18 protein-coding genes and 6 tRNA genes are annotated in these 18069 nt (G+C 39.6%); 4 read left to right on the top strand and 20 right to left on the bottom strand.

Going from position 1 to position 18069, the window contains the following annotated elements; all coding sequences use genetic code 11:
* Nucleotides 1-127 precede the first annotated feature (127 nt).
* From IPF86_02605 to IPF86_02590, 4 genes are all read left to right on the top strand, one after another.
* A complete protein-coding gene (locus IPF86_02605) occupies nucleotides 128-397 on the top strand; it encodes a hypothetical protein (protein ID QQR49952.1) in 270 nt (89 codons plus the stop codon).
* 45 nt (nucleotides 398-442) lie between these two features.
* Nucleotides 443-835 (top strand): hypothetical protein, encoded by a 393-nt coding sequence (locus IPF86_02600; protein ID QQR49951.1) that lies wholly within the window; start codon nucleotides 443-445, stop codon nucleotides 833-835.
* 32 nt (nucleotides 836-867) lie between these two features.
* Entirely contained in the window at nucleotides 868-1020 is a 153-nt protein-coding gene (locus IPF86_02595) for a lmo0937 family membrane protein (protein ID QQR49950.1), read from the top strand.
* An 88-nt stretch (nucleotides 1021-1108) separates the two neighbouring features.
* Complete coding sequence (locus tag IPF86_02590) at nucleotides 1109-1672, top strand: hypothetical protein (GenBank protein ID QQR49949.1); 564 nt, start codon at nucleotides 1109-1111, stop codon at nucleotides 1670-1672.
* A gap of 27 nt (nucleotides 1673-1699) precedes the next feature.
* Here IPF86_02590 and IPF86_02585 read toward each other — a convergent pair whose 3' ends face one another.
* The 20 genes from IPF86_02585 to IPF86_02490 all read right to left on the bottom strand — a co-directional run bounded on the left by IPF86_02585 (nucleotide 1700) and on the right by IPF86_02490 (nucleotide 18068).
* Nucleotides 1700-3370 carry a CTP synthase gene (locus tag IPF86_02585; GenBank protein QQR49948.1) on the bottom strand — a complete coding sequence of 557 codons (1671 nt, stop codon included), beginning with the start codon at nucleotides 3368-3370 and terminating at the stop codon, nucleotides 1700-1702.
* A gap of 12 nt (nucleotides 3371-3382) precedes the next feature.
* Entirely contained in the window at nucleotides 3383-4303 is a 921-nt protein-coding gene (locus tag IPF86_02580) for an FtsX-like permease family protein (protein ID QQR49947.1), read from the bottom strand.
* 20 nt (nucleotides 4304-4323) lie between these two features.
* Nucleotides 4324-5007, bottom strand: a complete 684-nt coding sequence (gene ftsE / locus IPF86_02575) for a cell division ATP-binding protein FtsE (protein QQR49946.1) — start codon at nucleotides 5005-5007, stop codon at nucleotides 4324-4326.
* 9 nt (nucleotides 5008-5016) lie between these two features.
* Nucleotides 5017-5898 carry a PCRF domain-containing protein gene (locus IPF86_02570; protein QQR49945.1) on the bottom strand — a complete coding sequence of 294 codons (882 nt, stop codon included), beginning with the start codon at nucleotides 5896-5898 and terminating at the stop codon, nucleotides 5017-5019.
* Nucleotides 5899-5934: 36 nt separating this feature from the next.
* The gene (gene alr / locus IPF86_02565; protein QQR49944.1) at nucleotides 5935-7050 is read right to left on the bottom strand and encodes an alanine racemase; all 1116 of its coding nucleotides are present in this window, start codon (nucleotides 7048-7050) and stop codon (nucleotides 5935-5937) included.
* A gap of 23 nt (nucleotides 7051-7073) precedes the next feature.
* A tRNA-Thr gene (locus tag IPF86_02560) sits at nucleotides 7074-7150 on the bottom strand.
* Nucleotides 7147-7219 (bottom strand) — tRNA-Thr (locus IPF86_02555). The genes IPF86_02560 and IPF86_02555 overlap by 4 nt, the downstream gene beginning before the upstream one ends.
* Nucleotides 7220-7376: 157 nt before the next feature.
* Entirely contained in the window at nucleotides 7377-8705 is a 1329-nt protein-coding gene (locus tag IPF86_02550) for an adenylosuccinate synthetase (protein ID QQR49943.1), read from the bottom strand.
* A 43-nt stretch (nucleotides 8706-8748) separates the two neighbouring features.
* Nucleotides 8749-10215 carry an IMP dehydrogenase gene (guaB, locus tag IPF86_02545; protein ID QQR49942.1) on the bottom strand — a complete coding sequence of 489 codons (1467 nt, stop codon included), beginning with the start codon at nucleotides 10213-10215 and terminating at the stop codon, nucleotides 8749-8751.
* 121 nt (nucleotides 10216-10336) lie between these two features.
* Nucleotides 10337-10409: transfer RNA gene (locus IPF86_02540), tRNA-Thr, on the bottom strand.
* A 164-nt stretch (nucleotides 10410-10573) separates the two neighbouring features.
* Complete coding sequence (locus tag IPF86_02535) at nucleotides 10574-11059, bottom strand: hypothetical protein (protein QQR49941.1); 486 nt, start codon at nucleotides 11057-11059, stop codon at nucleotides 10574-10576.
* A gap of 1 nt (nucleotide 11060) precedes the next feature.
* Nucleotides 11061-12056 carry a D-alanyl-D-alanine carboxypeptidase family protein gene (locus IPF86_02530; GenBank protein QQR49940.1) on the bottom strand — a complete coding sequence of 332 codons (996 nt, stop codon included), beginning with the start codon at nucleotides 12054-12056 and terminating at the stop codon, nucleotides 11061-11063.
* A gap of 31 nt (nucleotides 12057-12087) precedes the next feature.
* Nucleotides 12088-12161 (bottom strand) — tRNA-Asp (locus IPF86_02525).
* 175 nt (nucleotides 12162-12336) lie between these two features.
* Nucleotides 12337-12409, bottom strand: a tRNA-Met gene (locus IPF86_02520).
* A 230-nt stretch (nucleotides 12410-12639) separates the two neighbouring features.
* Nucleotides 12640-12711, bottom strand: a tRNA-Met gene (locus IPF86_02515).
* Between the two features lie 264 nt (nucleotides 12712-12975).
* Complete coding sequence (locus tag IPF86_02510) at nucleotides 12976-13656, bottom strand: hypothetical protein (protein QQR49939.1); 681 nt, start codon at nucleotides 13654-13656, stop codon at nucleotides 12976-12978.
* 5 nt (nucleotides 13657-13661) lie between these two features.
* Nucleotides 13662-15083, bottom strand: a complete 1422-nt coding sequence (gene gatA, locus IPF86_02505; GenBank protein QQR49938.1) for an Asp-tRNA(Asn)/Glu-tRNA(Gln) amidotransferase subunit GatA — start codon at nucleotides 15081-15083, stop codon at nucleotides 13662-13664.
* 32 nt (nucleotides 15084-15115) lie between these two features.
* Nucleotides 15116-15391 carry an Asp-tRNA(Asn)/Glu-tRNA(Gln) amidotransferase subunit GatC gene (gene gatC / locus IPF86_02500; GenBank protein ID QQR49937.1) on the bottom strand — a complete coding sequence of 92 codons (276 nt, stop codon included), beginning with the start codon at nucleotides 15389-15391 and terminating at the stop codon, nucleotides 15116-15118.
* Nucleotides 15392-15426: 35 nt separating this feature from the next.
* Nucleotides 15427-17436 carry an NAD-dependent DNA ligase LigA gene (ligA, locus tag IPF86_02495; protein ID QQR49936.1) on the bottom strand — a complete coding sequence of 670 codons (2010 nt, stop codon included), beginning with the start codon at nucleotides 17434-17436 and terminating at the stop codon, nucleotides 15427-15429.
* Between the two features lie 68 nt (nucleotides 17437-17504).
* A complete protein-coding gene (locus IPF86_02490; protein QQR49935.1) occupies nucleotides 17505-18068 on the bottom strand; it encodes a hypothetical protein in 564 nt (187 codons plus the stop codon).
* Between the last annotated feature and the right edge of the window lies 1 nt (nucleotide 18069).

Genomic DNA, 18069 nt, shown 5'->3' with positions numbered 1-18069 from the left:
CTCACAATATTGATTTTGAATCGTAATATAAAATAGTCTTTCGGTAACTATACATATAGATAAACATGGTACACTAAAGAGTAGTCAAGATGACACAGAAGTAAAGATTCGCCGTAAAATACTTATCATGGAAACAATTGTAAAAGCAGATATATTTTTCTTTATAACCACAATTTCGGTTATTTTACTGACTATTTTTATTTTAATAGGCATCATATACGTATTGGCCACTGTATCGAAAGCAAACAAGCTACTCGATATGCTAACCAAAGAAGTAACCGGAACTAATGCCTACATACAAGACATGCTAACTGACATACGAATGAGTAAAGTATTCACATTATTTTTCCACAGAAGTAAGAAGGCTTCACAGAAACGTCACGGAACAGAAAGTTAAACGTTAGTATTTATTGAATTATCAATTTAACAAACACAGCTTATTATGAAAAAAGTATCAAAAGTTTCTAGTGGGAATGGAGGTAAGATGATCGCTATGGGCGCAGGAGTTGCAGCTTTAGCTGTTGCAAGTTATTTTCTCTTAGGGCCAAGTGGCAAGACAAACCAAAAGAAGATAAAAAGCTGGATGGTCAAAATGAAAGGCGAAATTGGTGAAAAATTAGAAAATTTACAGGAAGTAAGTGAACCAATCTATCAAAAAATAATTGACGGTGCTGCAAAAGCATACGCAACTGCGCAGTCTGTTGATAAGAGCGAACTTGCAGCCTACGTCAAAAATCTTAAAGAAGACTGGCAGCATATTGCCAAATCAGCAAAGAAAGTGAAGAAAAGTGTAAAAGCAACAAGTTCGGCGAAAAAGAAATCAAGCAAGAAATAACTTTATTAAAAAAAATAATTAAATATAATATTATGCTTATAACAATCGGGGTCATTCTTTTAATCTTATGGCTACTAGGTATTGTGGGTCTCTACACCATTGGTTGGTATATTCACATCCTTTTAATTGCTGCAGTTATCATATTTTTAGTTCGTGTCATTCGAGGCGAGAATCCAATAAAATAATTGTTCCCTCCATATAGCAAACAAAAATACGCCAGTTAACTGGTGTATTTTTGTTTGCTATATGCATATAGTACGTTAGTATGTACTTATGAAACCAATAAAAAGGACACTACTTTCATGGCTACCGTTTGCTGTATGTATAACCCTCATACTAGCTGGTATATATATCGTTATTCAACAGCAATTAAGACAAAGTGCTAATGACCCTCAAATACAGATCGCAAAAGATACAGTCTTTGCACTTGAACACGGAGCGAAACCAGATGTATTTGTGGCAGGAACAAGCATACCACTTGAGACAAGCATTGCACCGTTTGTCATTGTCTATGATGACAAAGGCAAACCAATTGTTGGATCAGGGAATATTAAAGGTGTACTGCCGATTCCCCCTTCTGATATCTTTGAATACACTAAGACACATGGAGAAAACCGTATCACCTGGGAACCAACAGTGGGTATTCGCGAAGCGATTATTGTATTACCTTTTACTGCTGAGAAAGTATCAGGCTATGTACTTGCGGGGCGATCATTAGCAGAAACAGAGAATCGAGAGGCAGAAGCGTTACAGCAAATTCTCCTTGTTTGGATCAGTGTATTGATTGGCACTTTTATTGCTGTATGGATCAAGGAAAAATACTATATCCTTAGATAAGAATTAAACTTAAATTACGATACTCTACTACTTTCTATTTTGCTGCCGACGACTATACGCCGCCTTAATAAATGCAGTAAATAGTTTATGCGGATAGAGCGGACGAGCAAGAAACTCTGGGTGGAACTGTGTACCTAAGAAAAACGGATGTGATTTCGTACTTAGCTCCGCAATCTCCATAAGCTTACCGTCAGGTGATGTGCCAGAAAATACAAGACCAGCAGTTTCAAGAGCATTGATATATTCCCTACTAACTTCATAACGATGTCTATGACGTTCAGTAATTTTTTCTGTACCATACGCTTTGTGCGCAATCGTTCCCTTTGCAAGTAAAGCATCATAGTCTCCAAGCCGCATAGTATTGCCAAACTGTTTCTTAGCGAGTTTCTCAATTTGTTCAGGCATTATGTCTATGACTAAATGTCTGCTTGATGGATTAATTTCCCGTGAGGTTGCATCTTTTAGCTTTAGTACGTTACGTGCATATTCGATAACCATAAGCTGCATGCCATAACAAAGCCCAAAATATGGGATAGCATTTAGACGTGCAAATGTAATAGCTGCCAGTATCCCTTCGATTCCTCTCGCACCAAAACCGCCCGGCACAATAATCCCATCATAATGTTTGAGATTCTTGAGCTTGGCTTTGCCACCTGGACCTTCAAAATCTAACGCATTGATCCAGCTTAAAATTGGTTTTTTACCCACCGCATATGCAGAAAATTTAATCGCTTCTATTACGGAAAGATACGAATCAGAAAGTGTAAAATCACCTGTATCAAAATATTTCCCAATCATAGCAATGTGTACTTCGTCTTTAGTATGATGAATAGTCTGGACAATTTTCTTCCACTTTTTAACAGTATCAATTGCAGGCTTACGACAAACAATATCAAGCATATCGCAAAAGAGTGTACTTAAACCTTCTTTCTCAAAATTAATCGGCACATCATATATTGAGTCAACATCAGGTGCTGAAATAATATGATCGGTAGGCACATTGCATGAGAATGCCAATTTCTCTTTGCGTTTTGCATCAAGTGGTTTTTCTGCACGCGCAACAATAACATCAGGCAAAATTCCAGAAGCATTCAACGTCCTAATCGCATACTGTGTCGGTTTTGTCTTCATTTCACCAACTTTTGACGGTATAGGTAAATACGAGACCATGACAAATGCAACATCTTTTGGGTATTTGATTTTCATCATGCGTGCTGCTTCTAGAAAAAGCACATTTTGATATTCACCAACAGTGCCGCCTACTTCTACGATTGTGACATCAGCATCCGCTTGTTTTGAAGCTTCGGTAATACGAGCAATGATCTCCATTGGCACATGTGGCACAACTTCTACACATTTGCCTCCATACTCAAGATTTCGCTCTCGTGCAATAACGCTTTGATATACTCGCCCTGTTGTCATGTAATTAACACGCGAAAGTGTCGTATTCAGAAATCGCTCATAGTTGCCCATATCTTGATCAGTCTCATCACCATCATGTAAAACAAAAACCTCACCATGCTCGGTGGGATTCATAGTCCCAGCGTCGACATTAACGTAAGGATCAATCTTTATTGCTGTAACGGTAAGCCCGCGGTCTTGGAGAATCTTACCAATTGAGGAGGCAGTGACACCTTTCCCAACTCCGGATATAACTCCCCCCACCACAAAAATATATTTTGCTTGTTTGCTCCGCATAGGCTAAATAGATTATTTTCTTAAATACTTTCTAACTGCTAGAAAACTTGAAATTGCTCCCAAGAGTATACCAGAAACTAAGACAATGGCAAAAACTTGAAGCAGGTTACGGATGAAATAATCAAATAAGTTCATACCGAGAAACTCAGTCATATTCCTTCCCAACCAATACGTCAGTGGCAAAAACGCTACTATAGTCAAAATTGAGGCAATGGTGCCATATAAAATACCCTCAACCATAAATGGACCACGAATATACTTGTTTTCTGCACCGACAAGTCGCATAACTCCAATTTCTTCACGCGTAAAGTATATCGTTAACCGAATAGTCGTAAAGGTAATGATAATTGAAATGGCTACAAAAACGATCGTGAGCAGTAAGCCCAATTCTCGAGCGCCTGCAATAATCGAATTGAGTCTGTCAATAACAATCTTGTTTTGATGATAATTAATTTTATCAATGACACCACCTGCGTCTGGCTTAGCTTGTTCTGTATCTAGAAACTTGGCTATACTTTCATATTGCGAAGGGTCTTTGGCTTTGACATTGAGTGTTGCACCAAGAGGATTTTGCCCCAATTCTTCGAGTGCTTGCAAAGTCAAGAAATCATCTTGGTGACGATTTTTAAAATTATCAAGCGCCTCTGTTGCTGAAACATAGGTTACAGTTTTGACTTCAGGTAATTGTTCAAGTGAGGCCTTAATATCGGTAATTTTATTTTCAGCTGCACCTGTCGTCATGTAGATGGTCACATCAACTTTATTCTCAATTTGCTCAAGCGAAATATGTAGCACGGCTTGGAGTAGAATAAGTCCTGCAATAACTGAAAGTGTAATCGTTGTCACCAGGAGCGATGCGACAGAGACAATGCCATTTCGCCAAAAGCTTATGAAGCCAGATCGGATAATACGTTTTATATCTAGAAGTGTCATATATATTAAAAAAATAAAAATTACATGCTATATCTCCCATCTTTGTCATCTCTAACAATCCGGCCTTTCTCAAGTGTAACTACACGTCTACCGATTGATTCAATAACACCACGATTGTGAGTCGTCAAAAGTACTGTGGTGCCAAGATCGTTAATCTTTTTTAAAATCTGTACCACTTCGTATGTATTAATCGGGTCCAAATTTCCAGTCGGTTCATCTGCAATGATAACATCTGGCTGATTAATAATAGCTCGAGCAATAGCAAGTCGCTGTTTCTCACCACCCGAGAGTTGGTGTGGAAAACTAAATATTTTATTTCCAAGATCAACAAGCTCAAGCACATGTGGCACATCTGAAGCTATATCTTCGTCTGTTTTACCAGCTGCCTCCATGGCAAAAGCGATGTTTTCATATGCAGTCTTATTGGGCAACAGGCGAAAATCCTGAAACACAACGCCGATTTGGCGACGCAAACCCGTAATCGCACGACTTTTAAGCTCGTGAATATTTTTTGATTCAAAAAAAACTGACCCCTCAGTCGGACGCTCTTCAGCTAGTATGAGCTTTGTAAGGGTCGTTTTCCCAGCACCCGAATGCCCTACAATCGAGACAAATTCACCTTCAGCAATAGCCAAATCAATATTAGCAAGTGATGGCTCTTTGGCACCGGGATATAGCTTAGTAACACTATTGAAGTTAATCATGCAATATCCCTAGTATAACTTTTTTTCTGCTTCGATGAAAGCATCAAGTTCACCATCACTAAGGACACTGTCAACATTGCTTGTTTCCACGTCCGTTCGGTGATCTTTGACCATTTTATAGGGATGCAATACATACGAACGAATCTGGTTCCCCCACTCGATATCAGTACCCTTTGTTAGCTGTAAACTCTCTGCTAATGTTTTTTGTTCGTCTTGTGCTTTCTTCCATAGTTTGCCGCGAAGTATTTCCAACGCTCGTTCACGATTTTGTTCTTGTGAACGTTCTTCACGTACATGAACTGTAATCCCCGTTGGAGCATGAGTAACTCTGACTGCCGTTTCGCGTTTGTTCACATTTTGACCGCCCGGCCCACCAGCTTTGGTAAATTCGATTACTATATCGCCTTCATGTAATTCCGGCATAAGTGCTTTTGGAATTTGAGGAATGAACTCAACGAGCGCAAAGCTAGTATTGCGTTTAGCTTTCGAATTAAATGGTGAGAGTCGTACGAGCCGATGCACACCATTTTCATGCTTGAGTAATCCATAGGCGCCCTTGCCAACAACTTCAACAGTTATGTTACGATAACCGCCATGATCATTGGCATTCTCATGAATTACCTTGGCAGCAAAACCGTTTCTTTGGAAATATTTCATATACATAAGAAATAGCATTCGGCCAAAATCTTCTGCATCAGCACCTCCTGCGCCTGAAACTATAGAGAAAATGGTATTACCCGCATCGAAACCATTTACGCCATCTTTCTTGTTCTTAAGATCCTGAAGTTCCCTAACAAGCAACTGCGCTTTTGATTTGTCAGACCAAAAATCCCCAGATGTCATACTAGTTTCGATTTCAGTTATTCTTTGCTCAATTTCCTGTTCATTCATATATGTAAATATACTAATACAGTTCTACCTTGCAATTTAAGTATAAATCCTTGGTACGCGATTTGAAATACAAGTTGTAATTTCATGAGGTGTAGTATCAACTATTCTTGCAATATCTTCAACTTTGATAGTTTCATTTCCTTCGTGACCAATCAATGTTACTGTATCTTCGAGATATGCCTCTCCTTCATCACCAAGCGAGACCATTGTTTGATCCATACATATACGACCAACTACAGGATATTTTTTGCCATGGATTAATACTTTCCCTTTATTTGATAGTCGTCGCGGATATCCATCTGCATACCCAATAGGAATAGTCACTAAACGTTCGTACATATTTGTAATTGTATACGATCTCCCATAGCCAATAAATTCCCCTTGTTCACGAACTTTAAAATATACGACTTTTGTTTTTAACTCTAACACTGGATGAATTGATTTTGGCAGTATACCAGAATCATAATCAGGTTCGATTCCATAGAGTGCTATGCCTGGTCTTACCATCGTGAAATGATACTCTGGATATAAGAAAATTGATCGCGAACTACACACATGAATCAGTGGCGGAGAAAGATGCTGTATCTTTGCGTATTCAACAATCCGAATAAAACGCTCGGCTTGTACTTTAGTAAAATTAGTATCCAAACTATCTGAAAAATGCGAGTACAATCCTTCACAGATCATCATCTTATTTTTTGAAAATTCTACAGCTTTTTGTATTAAAGGTTCAGATCGATCCCAGTGCACACCAATACGACCCATACCTGTATCAATTTTCAAATGCACTTTTGGCAGTATCCCCAGTTTTTGACCAACATTACATATGAGAACAAGTTTATCAACTGAAGATGCTGTTAAGGTAAGATTATGTGTAATTGCACTCTCAATTTCCTGAGTATCTAATGCCGCGAAAACAAGAATAGGAAGTTCAACGCCATTTGCTCGAAGCACACAACCTTCTGATACCAGAGCCACTGCAAAATAATCCACATGCTTTGCGAGAGCTTGTGCGACTTGTAGCATGCCATGACCGTAGGCATCAGCTTTTACTACGGCACAAACTTTTACGCCTGGTTTACAAGCATGCGTAATACTATCTGCATTGTTTTGTAATGTGCGTATTGATATGGTTGCATAGGTATTTCTCATAAAATATTTTACAAATTTTGAGCCACCCCCGAGGATCGAACTCGGGACCCCCGCTTTACGAAAGCGATGCTCCCCGCCCGACTGAATGACTACTTGAGCCGATGGTCAGGATTGAACTGACGACCCTCGCTTTACGAAAGCGATGCTCTACCAACTGAGCTACATCGGCTTATTATAATTCTTCTACAGTCATTCGGGCAGGTACCAACTGAGCTAGGGTGGCAAATTGATTTATCCACTATAACACGCCTGGACTGTAGCAGATTTTACCTAAGTATTCAAACAAAAAAACCTGTACATATGTACAGGTTTAAAAATCTATTTAATTAACTTTGCCAACGAACAATATCTTTCCGATCAGGCCCTGTACCAATTGCTTCGATAATTATTGGATCACAATTCCAGGCAGCAAAGACGTTTTCCAAACAGTTAAGAAAGTTACAAAGAGATGGTGGAATATCTTGCGTCTTCATTGATCCTGGAGATACCTGCCATCCATAATGTTCTTCAGTCTCACAAGTTATTCCTTCAAAAGTTGACGGAAATTCTTTAATAATTTCGTCATCTTTTTTATAGTGTGTAACAACTTTGATGATATTAGTTGGACAAACATCCACTTTGGTAATGAACATTTTTGTTACATTATTTCTTTCGACAACATACCGTAATGCCTGCAAATCCAACCATCCGCAATTTCGAGGACGCCCCGTCGTTGCACCATACTCATTACCTTCCTTTCTGAATTTCTCTTCTACCTCTTTAGGCATACGTGATGGAAATGCACCACTACCAACTTTGGTAGCATAGAGTTTAATAACTCCCATGACAGTGCGGATTGAGTGTGCTGGAACCCCCAAACTTACTGCTGCATATGCTGCATAAGTGGAAGAACTGGTTACATTAGGGAAATCACCGTAATCAACATCAAGCATGCTGCCTTGAGCACCTTCTGCAAGTATTTTTTTACCTTGCTTCATGGCGTCTAGTAAATATTGCGACAAATCAACAATATTGAGAGTCCTAACGAATTCAATTGCACGTAGCCAATCTGCCTTATCTTTCAGATACTCTTCCATCGGAAAAGAGAAGTATTTCTCGAAAAGAGTAAACTGCTCCATGTGATATGCTTCCCATGCTTCAAATCGAATAAGGAAGTCTGGTGAAAGAATATCTCCCATCCGGAGTGCGCGCCTTGCATATTTATCTTCATATGCCGGTCCGATACCTTGACATGTTGTACCGATTTTCTTGCCAGTTGATACTTCTTTCTTCTTCTCTTCAGCCATATCGCGATAGATATGGAACGGTGCAATAAGAGACATATGCCGGGATATAAATAATCGACTGATTACTTCAATACCAAGGCTTTCAAGCTCATGGATTTCATTAACTATTTTAATTGGATTCCCTACCATACCGGCACCCATACATCCTATTTTATCTTTTTGACCAAAAGCGCATGGTAACGAGTGCAAAACAATCTTATTACCTTCAAATTCCAATGTATGACCTGCGTTTGGCCCACCTTGGAACCTGACAACAATGTCATATAGATTCAATAAGTAATCTACTATTTTCCCTTTTCCTTCGTCACCCCATTGCAATCCAATAAGGACATCAATGAAGCCTTGAATAACTGCTAGTATCTGTTTCATTTTCAAACGAGATTTTTGTGAAAAGAATTTTTTGTGAATTATTTTATTTACTGTAATTTGGTGCTTCATTCGTGATTGCCACATCATGCACATGGCTTTCACGAATACCCGCAGTTGAAATTTGAACAAATCGTGCTTGCTTTAGTGTTGGAATATCTGGAGAGCCAGTATAGCCCATACCTGCTTGTAATCCACCAATACACTGCACCATTACTTCAGCGAGTGTCCCTTTATATGGAACACGGCCAACTATTCCTTCAGGAGTCAGTTTCTTTATGTCATCTTCTGCATCCTGAAAGTAACGATCTTTGGATCCGTCCTGCATAGCTTCGATCGAACCCATACCTCTGTATGACTTAAATTTGCGACCCTCGAAAATAATTGTCTCACCTGGAGATTCTTCAAGTCCTGCAAAAAGTGAACCTGCCATAACCGCATCAGCACCGGCTACGATTGCTTTGACAATATCACCAGTGTATCGAATACCGCCGTCTGCAATGAGTGGAATATTATATTTCTTCAATCCTCTTGCTGCTTCCATTACAGCTGTAAGTTGTGGTACGCCTACCCCTGTAACAATTCGAGTAGTACATATTGATCCTGGACCTACGCCAACTTTTACAGCATCAGCTCCAGCTTCTGCAAGTGCTGCTGCACCTTCACTGGTCGCTACATTACCGGCAATTACCTCAAGATGTTTGAATTTTTTCTTCACATTTTTTACTGACTCTAGTACCCCATGAGAGTGACCATGCGCAGTATCAATACAAATAACATCTACCCCATTGTGAACAAGAGCTTCTATACGATCCAATATATCTGTCGTCACTCCAACAGCTGCGCCTACCAGAAGTCGTCCAAAGGTGTCTTTACACGCATTTGGATGACTTTTTAATTTCAAAATATCCCGATAAGTTATAAGACCTTTTAATTTGCCTTTCTTGTCTACAACGGGAAGTTTCTCAACCTTATAGTCCTGCAGAATTTCTTCTGCATTTTTCAGATCTGTACCTTCAGGTGCGGTAACTAACCTGTCCTTTGTCATCACTTCTAAAATTTTCCGCTTCATATTCTTTTCAAACCTGAGATCCCTGTTGGTAAGGATACCTACCAATTTCTTTTCATTGTCTACAATGGGAATGCCACCGATCTTGAATTCCTTCATGAGCTGCAGTGCCTGACCAATAGTATCTTCCGGATGAAGTGTGGTCGGATCAATAATGAGACCACTTTCACTTCGTTTCACCCTTCGCACTGCCTCCGCCTGCCTTTCAATAGACATATTTTTATGCAGAATACCTAGGCCACCCTGACTTGCCATGGCAATAGCCATTTGCCAATCGGTGACGGTATCCATGGCCGCTGAAAGCACCGGAACGTTGAGTCGAATGTTTTTAGTAAGATTTGTACTCGTATTCACTTGTCGAGGCAATACTTCTGAATAACCAGGTAGGATGAGAACATCATCATAGGTTAATCCATTTGAGGTAATCTTCTTAAGTCTATTCATTTTTCTATTTTATAAAGGTTACATTAAAAAACACTCTTGTAGGAGCGCCAGTACCTTATTTATCAAAGGTTTGCATTAGTCTATACTCACCTATGACTTGAGTCAATGAGAGTTTTTTATGAGCCGTTGTCCGGGATTGAACCGGAGACCTCGTTCTTACCAAGAACGTGCTCTACCAACTGAGCTACAACGGCTTATATACTTTTAGATCTACCAAAACAGCTACGGCAGCATATATACTTTTAGATCTACCAAAACAGCTACAACGGCATGCAAGCTATCGTTTTTTTTGGTTATTAGAAAATAACCTTAAAATACTCTTCAACTATAGAGATTTTCTACTTTTTTGCAAATAAGCTTAAGTAATCTGGACAATTGTAGGGGTAACTATTTTCTCATAATCCGCCGCTTTCATTGCGATAGAATACGATCGATCACCTGCATTAAAAATAATTTTTTCATTTTTTAAAACTTCTGGATCCACATAGACTTCTAGGCTAAATAGATTACCAAATGGTGGTACTCCCCCTGGAAGTATGCCATCCGTTATCTCGCCTACTTCGACTTCTGTTGCAAATCTAACTTCTGTAATACCAAGATTTGCTTTCAGTTGCCTTTCGCTAAAGCGCATGTCCCCAGGCACAACGAGCATAATAAATTTTTTAGCTTCGTTTGGTATTTTTACACGCACAATAATTGCCTTGGCTCCTTGATGGATTGTGTACCCATGGCGGATACTAGCTGCTTCCTCGCTGGTCCGAACAGGAGCATGTTCAAATGCCTCATACACAATACTTTTAGAATCCAAAAGTGTCTTTATTGTTTCAACTGTTGGATGGTACATACTAAAGTTGTTCTGTCGTCTCTAGGTTTTCCAAATATTCTTTTAGAGTTTGACCAGATGATTTGAGTGCTTCTGCATGTGCAATCCCTACATAGCGATAGTGCCACGGCTCATAGGTATAACCTGTTATTGATTCTTTGCCCCTAGGATAACTTAGCACAAAGCCATATTCACCGGCATGTGCTGCAAGCCATTTACCTTCAGGTGACTGCGCAAATGAATGACTCGTTGATACATAGCGCAATGATGCTCCCGTGAGATCTACTGTTGTCCCTAATTGATGTTCTGAATGCCCTGGTAATGCACTTACTCTACTCGCATATGCTATACCTCGTAGTTTAGTATAGAAATTAAATAGGTATTCTTGTATTTCAAAATTCCGAAATCCAGATGTAATACGTATAACGAGCCCTTGAGTACGTGCAGCATCGGTCATACGAATATAAGCATCTGCTGTTTCAGTTCTCAGACATATAATGCCATTCGTCACCACTTGTTCTGGTAATACGACCAGATCAGATGGTGCGTAGTCTCTATCTACCATTTGTGTTTTGCTTATCGGCAATAGTAACGTCTCAGCATATGCCACATCACCCTTGGGGCAAAGGGCTCCTATGAATAATTGATTTATTGTTTCTTTTGTTTCTTTATCAAACATGCCAGTTATGGGCAAAGATGCGTCTTTTTGAAAAAGAGCAAGTGCATTTGTGGTTTCTATACCGAACACACCGTCTATGCGTGAAATACTTTTGGGATATATGCTACGCAAATATTTTTGTAAATAGCTTACATCCCCTCCGTGATTACCTAACTGAAGTTCTCGTGTAAAACCACCAGCTGCACGCCAGTTATTTAGTGTCTCAATATTTAAATTAGATACAGAACCAAAAGCCAGTGTACTACTACCATTACTAGAATTGATATTAAAGACGAAAAATACGAACAGTATAGCCGTAAGTCCAATAAACAGGGTCAATGCTTTAAATGTATATTTCATAGATTAAAATTTTTTTAATACCAAATTCTTGCGCGACCGACCGGACTTGAACCGGCGACCTCCCACGTGACAGGCGGGCGCTCTAACCAGCTGAGCTACGGTCGCAAATATTTTATTCTCTTTTTATATCATCTTTGCTTGTCTAGCCAAAACAGCCACAATCACAAATATTTTATTCTCTTTTTATATCATCTTGAACATTGTATGTTCAAGTAACTGTGACGGAGGCGAGGATCGAAATCGCGACCCCGGGCTTATGCCCGCCATATGACGGACACTGTGACGGAGGCGAGGATCGAACTCGCGACCCCAGGCTTATGAGTCCTGTGCTCTACCAACTGAGCTACTCCGTCATTGGCGGGTAAAAGTCAAAACATATTGACTGCTTGTCCGCCTTTGGCGGAAGCTACCCCGACAAAAAGCAAACATTTTTGCTTTTTGTCGATGGTATTGCCACGAAGTATATCGTGACGACATTGTTCGGCAAAGCCTACCCGTCATATTCACCACTAACTAAAGCAACGGCCCAAAGACATGAGATGTGGCATGTCACTTGCCGACTTGCCCGCCTGTGGCGGGAGTGTTGCGGGGGGCCGATTCGAACGGCCGTCTTCAGGTTATGAGCCTGATGAGATAACCACTTCTCTACCCCGCGATATTTTTATATTACTTACTATACCATTTACCAATACTCATAACCTCTGGTTATTCGCGCTGTAGTCTCACTGGAGATAACCATTTCTACCCGCGATCTGATTTTAGTAATGCTTTCCCATTCTAGCCAAATTAGGATATTTTGCAACCTAAAAATTGTAAAGTCTAGAATAAGTAATTTTCGAGTCGAGGATTTGTCTGAGCAATTTCCATAGAAATTGCGAGTTCCGCAGATGAGAAAATTATTTATTCCAGATATAGAAAACTAAATAAAATCAAATTCTCGAAAGACCCTCTCATAGAGCCCAATGACTCGTTTAGCTTCATGCTCTGTCAACTCAAAATTTGAACCATCGTGAGCGATTTGATTTCTGACTTTATGCGCATCCCATGCATCCTGGAGTGTAGTAAAATCACTTGCTTCAATTACCTTTAGTTTCTCACCCAGATTCTCGCCCTTGTATCCCATCCGATTCACCATTTCATCAAGAATAATATCTGCATCAATAATCGCCTGTCGCCATTCACTTTCATTGGTAGTTGCCATATGTTTTTTGACACTATCCCATCGTGGATTTTTGGCCTCATTAGTTGGTATCGTTATTGCAACCTTTTTCATTGCTTCTTCTTGCTCCTTTTCAATTTCCTTTGACCGAATATGGGTGTACGCAATAATAATCGCCATTGCAATTCCAACTATAGTTAAAATACCAACAAGTATTGCATAGATTGAACCATTTACGAGAGCTTCCCATATTGCCTGAAGTAATGCTGCAATCCTATAGAAAACATACTCAAGATTTAAATATGTCGGCAATCCCCCTTCATTCGTAGTAGGCACACCACGACTAATAAAAACAAGCGCAAGGAAAATACCAACAACTGAAGCTATAATCCAAGGACCTGCACTTGTGCTGCTTGCAGGTTTTGCTTTTGCATCTGCCATATGTACTATTGTACGCTTTTTTCAAATTCCTTACCAATAGCAAAAAGTACTTTCTCACCAAAATGTGGTGCCATAAATTGTATGCCATACGGCAATCCCTGATTGCTTTCCCCTGAAGGAACTGAGATCGCTGGATTACCAGCAATGTTTGCTGGTACAGTAAAAATATCTGACAAATACATTTGGACCGGATCAGTAGTCTTTTCTCCAATCTTAAATGCTGGCGTTGGTGTCGTTGGTGTGGCAATTATAGCAACCGTTTCAAATGCTCGATCAAGTTCAGCTGTAATCTGATCACGGACATTGACTGCTTTCCTGTAGTACGCATCATAATAACCATGAGATAGTACGTAGGTACCCAATAATATCCTTCGCCGTGTCTCCATTCCAAAACCACTACCTCTCGTTTGCATATATGTTGCAAGCAGATCAGCACCTTTATCTTTCAACCCATATTTCACCCCATCAAAGCGCGATAAGTTCGAAGAAGCTTCTGCTGGCTGCAACACATAATAGACAGCCAGTGAATACGGCATAAGTGGCAAATCAATATCAATAATTTCATACCCTAATACTTTCATTCGTTCCAAACTTGTGTTGAAATTCTCAAGCACTCCCTTGTCGATTCCCTCACCCGTAAGAAATGCTCTTGGTACACCGATCTTTTTATTTGAACTATCATGCTTCATGTGACGCATGGCAGTCGGCATTGATGTTGCATCCAGTGGATCATACTTATTTAACGTATCAAAAATAATTTCTGCATCACGTACAGATTTTGTCATTGGTCCAATCTGATCAAGTGACGACGCAAGTGCAATAAGTCCGTAACGAGAAACAGTATCGTATGTCGGCTTGAGTCCAACGAGCCCACAAAATGCAGCTGGCTGACGAATCGATCCCCCCGTATCAGATCCGAGTGACACTAATGCCATATTTGCAGCAACAGCAGCAGCCGATCCTCCTGAAGAACCTCCTGGTACACGACTACTATCGAGAGGATTTTTTGTTACACCAAATGCTGAATTTTCAGTTGAACTTCCTTGAGCAAATTCATCCATATTGGCTCGACCAAGGAAAATCACACCAGCATCCTTGAGAAGTTTTGACACCGTGCCATCATATGTCGCTTTGTAATTAGCTAATATTTTTGATCCTGCTGTCACTCGTTTGCCTTTTATCAACATATTATCTTTCATAGCAAATGGAATGCCTGTCAAAAGTGTCGCAGTACCATTTATAAAACGCTCCTGAGCAGCTTGCGCTTGTGTTTGTATATCATCAAACACTTCCAGATAAATATTAAGTTCAGTATTCCTTGCTGTAATATTTTCTAGATATGCTTGGCATAATTCCCAAACACTGAAATCACCATTAGTAAGGTGCTCATGTGCTTTTTCAATTGTAAGATCATGTATTGGTATCATGTGGTATATGTAGTTTTAGCGCAGACAAATACTCAAAGTATTTTCTGCACTTTTAAAAATCCATCCTGTGTATCAGGCATTTCTCTTAGTAATGTTTCTGTACAAGCCTCAGGTTGATTCACTTTCTCATCTTCTCGGAAAACGTTACGCAACGGGTAGTCTGTCATAATATCCGCGACGGCAATTTCCTTAATTTGTTCAATATACGACAAAATCCCAGACAAATCCTGTAGGACTTTCTCTTTTTCTGCCTGTGGGATTTCCATCCGTGCCAATTCTGCTAATTTATCGATATCGCGTAATTGCATACAGAAAGTATACTAGAAAAATATATTTCTGCTACTTATTGCAATAATTGCATAAATGCTTCTTCAGTAAGGGTTTGTATACCTAATTTTTGAGCGTCAGTGTATTTTGATCCAGGACTTTCCCCTGCTAGGACATAGCTTGTATTTTTAGAAACACTACTTGAGACCTTGCCCCCTTGATTCTCAATTTTTGCTTTGGCAACATCGCGCGAAAGCGTAGGCAGTGTTCCTGTAAGCACAAACGTCATACCAGTAAATTTGCCATTTTGTTTTTTTATTGATTTTTCAATACGAATTCCATTGGCAAATAATTTTTCGATAAATCTAGTATTAGTTTTTTCTTGGAAATATGTGTGCACGGATTTGGATACAATAGGACCAATGTTCGGAATTGCATTGATTGATTCACTTGTCGCACTCTTGATTTTTTCTAACGAGCCAAAATGATTTGCAATATCCTTGGCTGTTTCCTCGCCAACATGGAGAATGCCTAGTGCATATAAAAACCGCCATAGTGATATTTTTTTCCGTGAAGTTATCGAGTCTATAATATTTTTGGCAGATTTTTCCCCAAATCTTTCAAGTCCAGATAGATCAGCTTCAGTAAGTGTAAAGAGATCAGCTGCATCACTAATCAAACCTTCAGTTTTAAGCCTATCGAGTACTTTTGGACCGACTTCATAAATTTCAAAGACATTGACAAAATGTTGCATACCCCGACGATTTCTGGCTGGGCAATGAATGTTTGTGCAGTAATACGCGACTGTTGTTTCAGCTCCCCCCTGACGACGTTCGACTGTAGCACGGCACACTGGGCACTCTTGAGGCATTGAGAATTTCTTTTCCTTACCAGTTCTAAAAGATACTAGAACTTCTACTACTTCAGGTATGACATCACCAGCTTTTTGAATAACAACAGTGTCGCCGATTCTGATATCCAAACGATTAATCTGATCAATATTATGAAGCGTAGCTTTCGAAACCGTCGAGCCAGCCACAAGCGTTGGTTTAAAATGTGCAAGTGGAGTAAGTGCGCCAGTTCGGCCTACGTTAACTGTTATATCTACTACAATGGTTGTCGCTTTTTCAGCTGGATATTTGTAAGCTATAGCCCACCGTGGCGCCTTACCTACCACACCCAAGGTCTCTTCTTGATCCAAAGCATTTACCGATATGACCACACCATCTGTCCCATATGGATAGCTTGGGCGAATTTTTTCAATTACATCAATAAATGCAAAAACTTCTTCTATCTTCTGAGTTTTTTTCTCATGAGAATCAATCGTAAAACCAAGTTTTCGTAAGAGCAGGTGCTTTTCTGAATGAGTTACTAATGAATATGACGTATCAGTTAGTCCTTGTATATCCCAAGCAAAAAATTCTAGAGAACGCTCTTGGGCCAATTTCGGATCAAGCTGCCGCAGCGAACCCGCTGCGGCATTTCTAGTATTTGCAAACAGCATTTTACCCAAACGTTCATTTTCCTTGTTCAGACGTTCCCAAACTTTTTTTGAAAGCAATGCTTCACCGCGAATCTCAATATACTTTGGATATGGCTTCGGTAATACGAGTGGAATATTTTCAATTGTTTTTAAATTCTCAGTAATATCTTCCCCAATAAATCCATCTCCCCTCGTTGCCCCGCGAATAAATTTCCCATCTTCATAAATAAGTGACACCGCAAGACCATCAAGCTTAAGTTCACAGAAATATTCTATATCTTTTTTGCCAGGAAGTAATTTCTTGATCCTTTTCTGCCAATCAAGCACTTCTTCTTTTGAAAATGCATCATTAAGCGATAGCATACGTGACGCGTGTGGGACTTTTTCAAATTTGGCAAGCACTGCTCCCGCCACTCTATTAACCGATGAAGTTGAATCCTTAAGTGATGGGTAGGCATTTTCGAGCTTACGAAGCTCTTGTGTAAGTGAATCATAGACGTCGTCCGTGACATCTCTTGCATTATCGACATGATAGAGAGTTCGCAAGCGAACAATCTCTTTACGCAATGCCTGTATTCTCTTGTTAGCTTCTTTGGAATTCATATTCTAGAAAAACCTACTATGCGCCAAAGTATAGCATTTTAGCCTTACAGTCGATATGAGAAGTCTAACTAATCGCTTGTTCCACCGTTTCCATTTGTCCCACCAGTAGGGTTAGCATACTTTACCTCGAGAAGTCTTTCAGTTATGCGGTTTGTGTCAAATGTGCTTATCGTATTACATGTCGTATTGTATCCTTTCGATATTATACGAGTTTGTGTCCCACTGCTATGTGCCTTGTCTATAAAAACAACAGCGCAACCCTTATCTCCTGAGTTGAATTGAAATGAAAATGATGTAGGTGAAATACTAGTGAAATTCGCTACGGGCGCACCATTACATTGTGGAATTGCTGGAGAAGCAACAGAAAAATTACCTTTTTTTAGATCATAAAATAATGCACAGTCTGCGCCAGCATCTGCTGCAAAAAATGAATACTGTGATTCTTTGGCAGAAAAGGTCAGTTGCAATTCTTTATACGCAATACTAAAAATTCCTAATCCAAGCGCTAAAACAATACCTGCAATAAGCACAGTGAATAATACAACGAAGCCATGTTGCTCTTTTCTATAAAGAGAAGAAGTATACTGTGTGTTTTGTATGCTATTTATTTTAGGTAATGTATTTTTTGCCATA

This window comes from Candidatus Nomurabacteria bacterium, from assembly GCA_016699085.1.
In the GTDB taxonomy this organism is placed as follows: domain Bacteria; phylum Patescibacteriota; class Minisyncoccia; order Phycocordibacterales; family UBA9973; genus CAZLWF01.
This window is presented reverse-complemented; position numbering and strand designations above follow the sequence as displayed.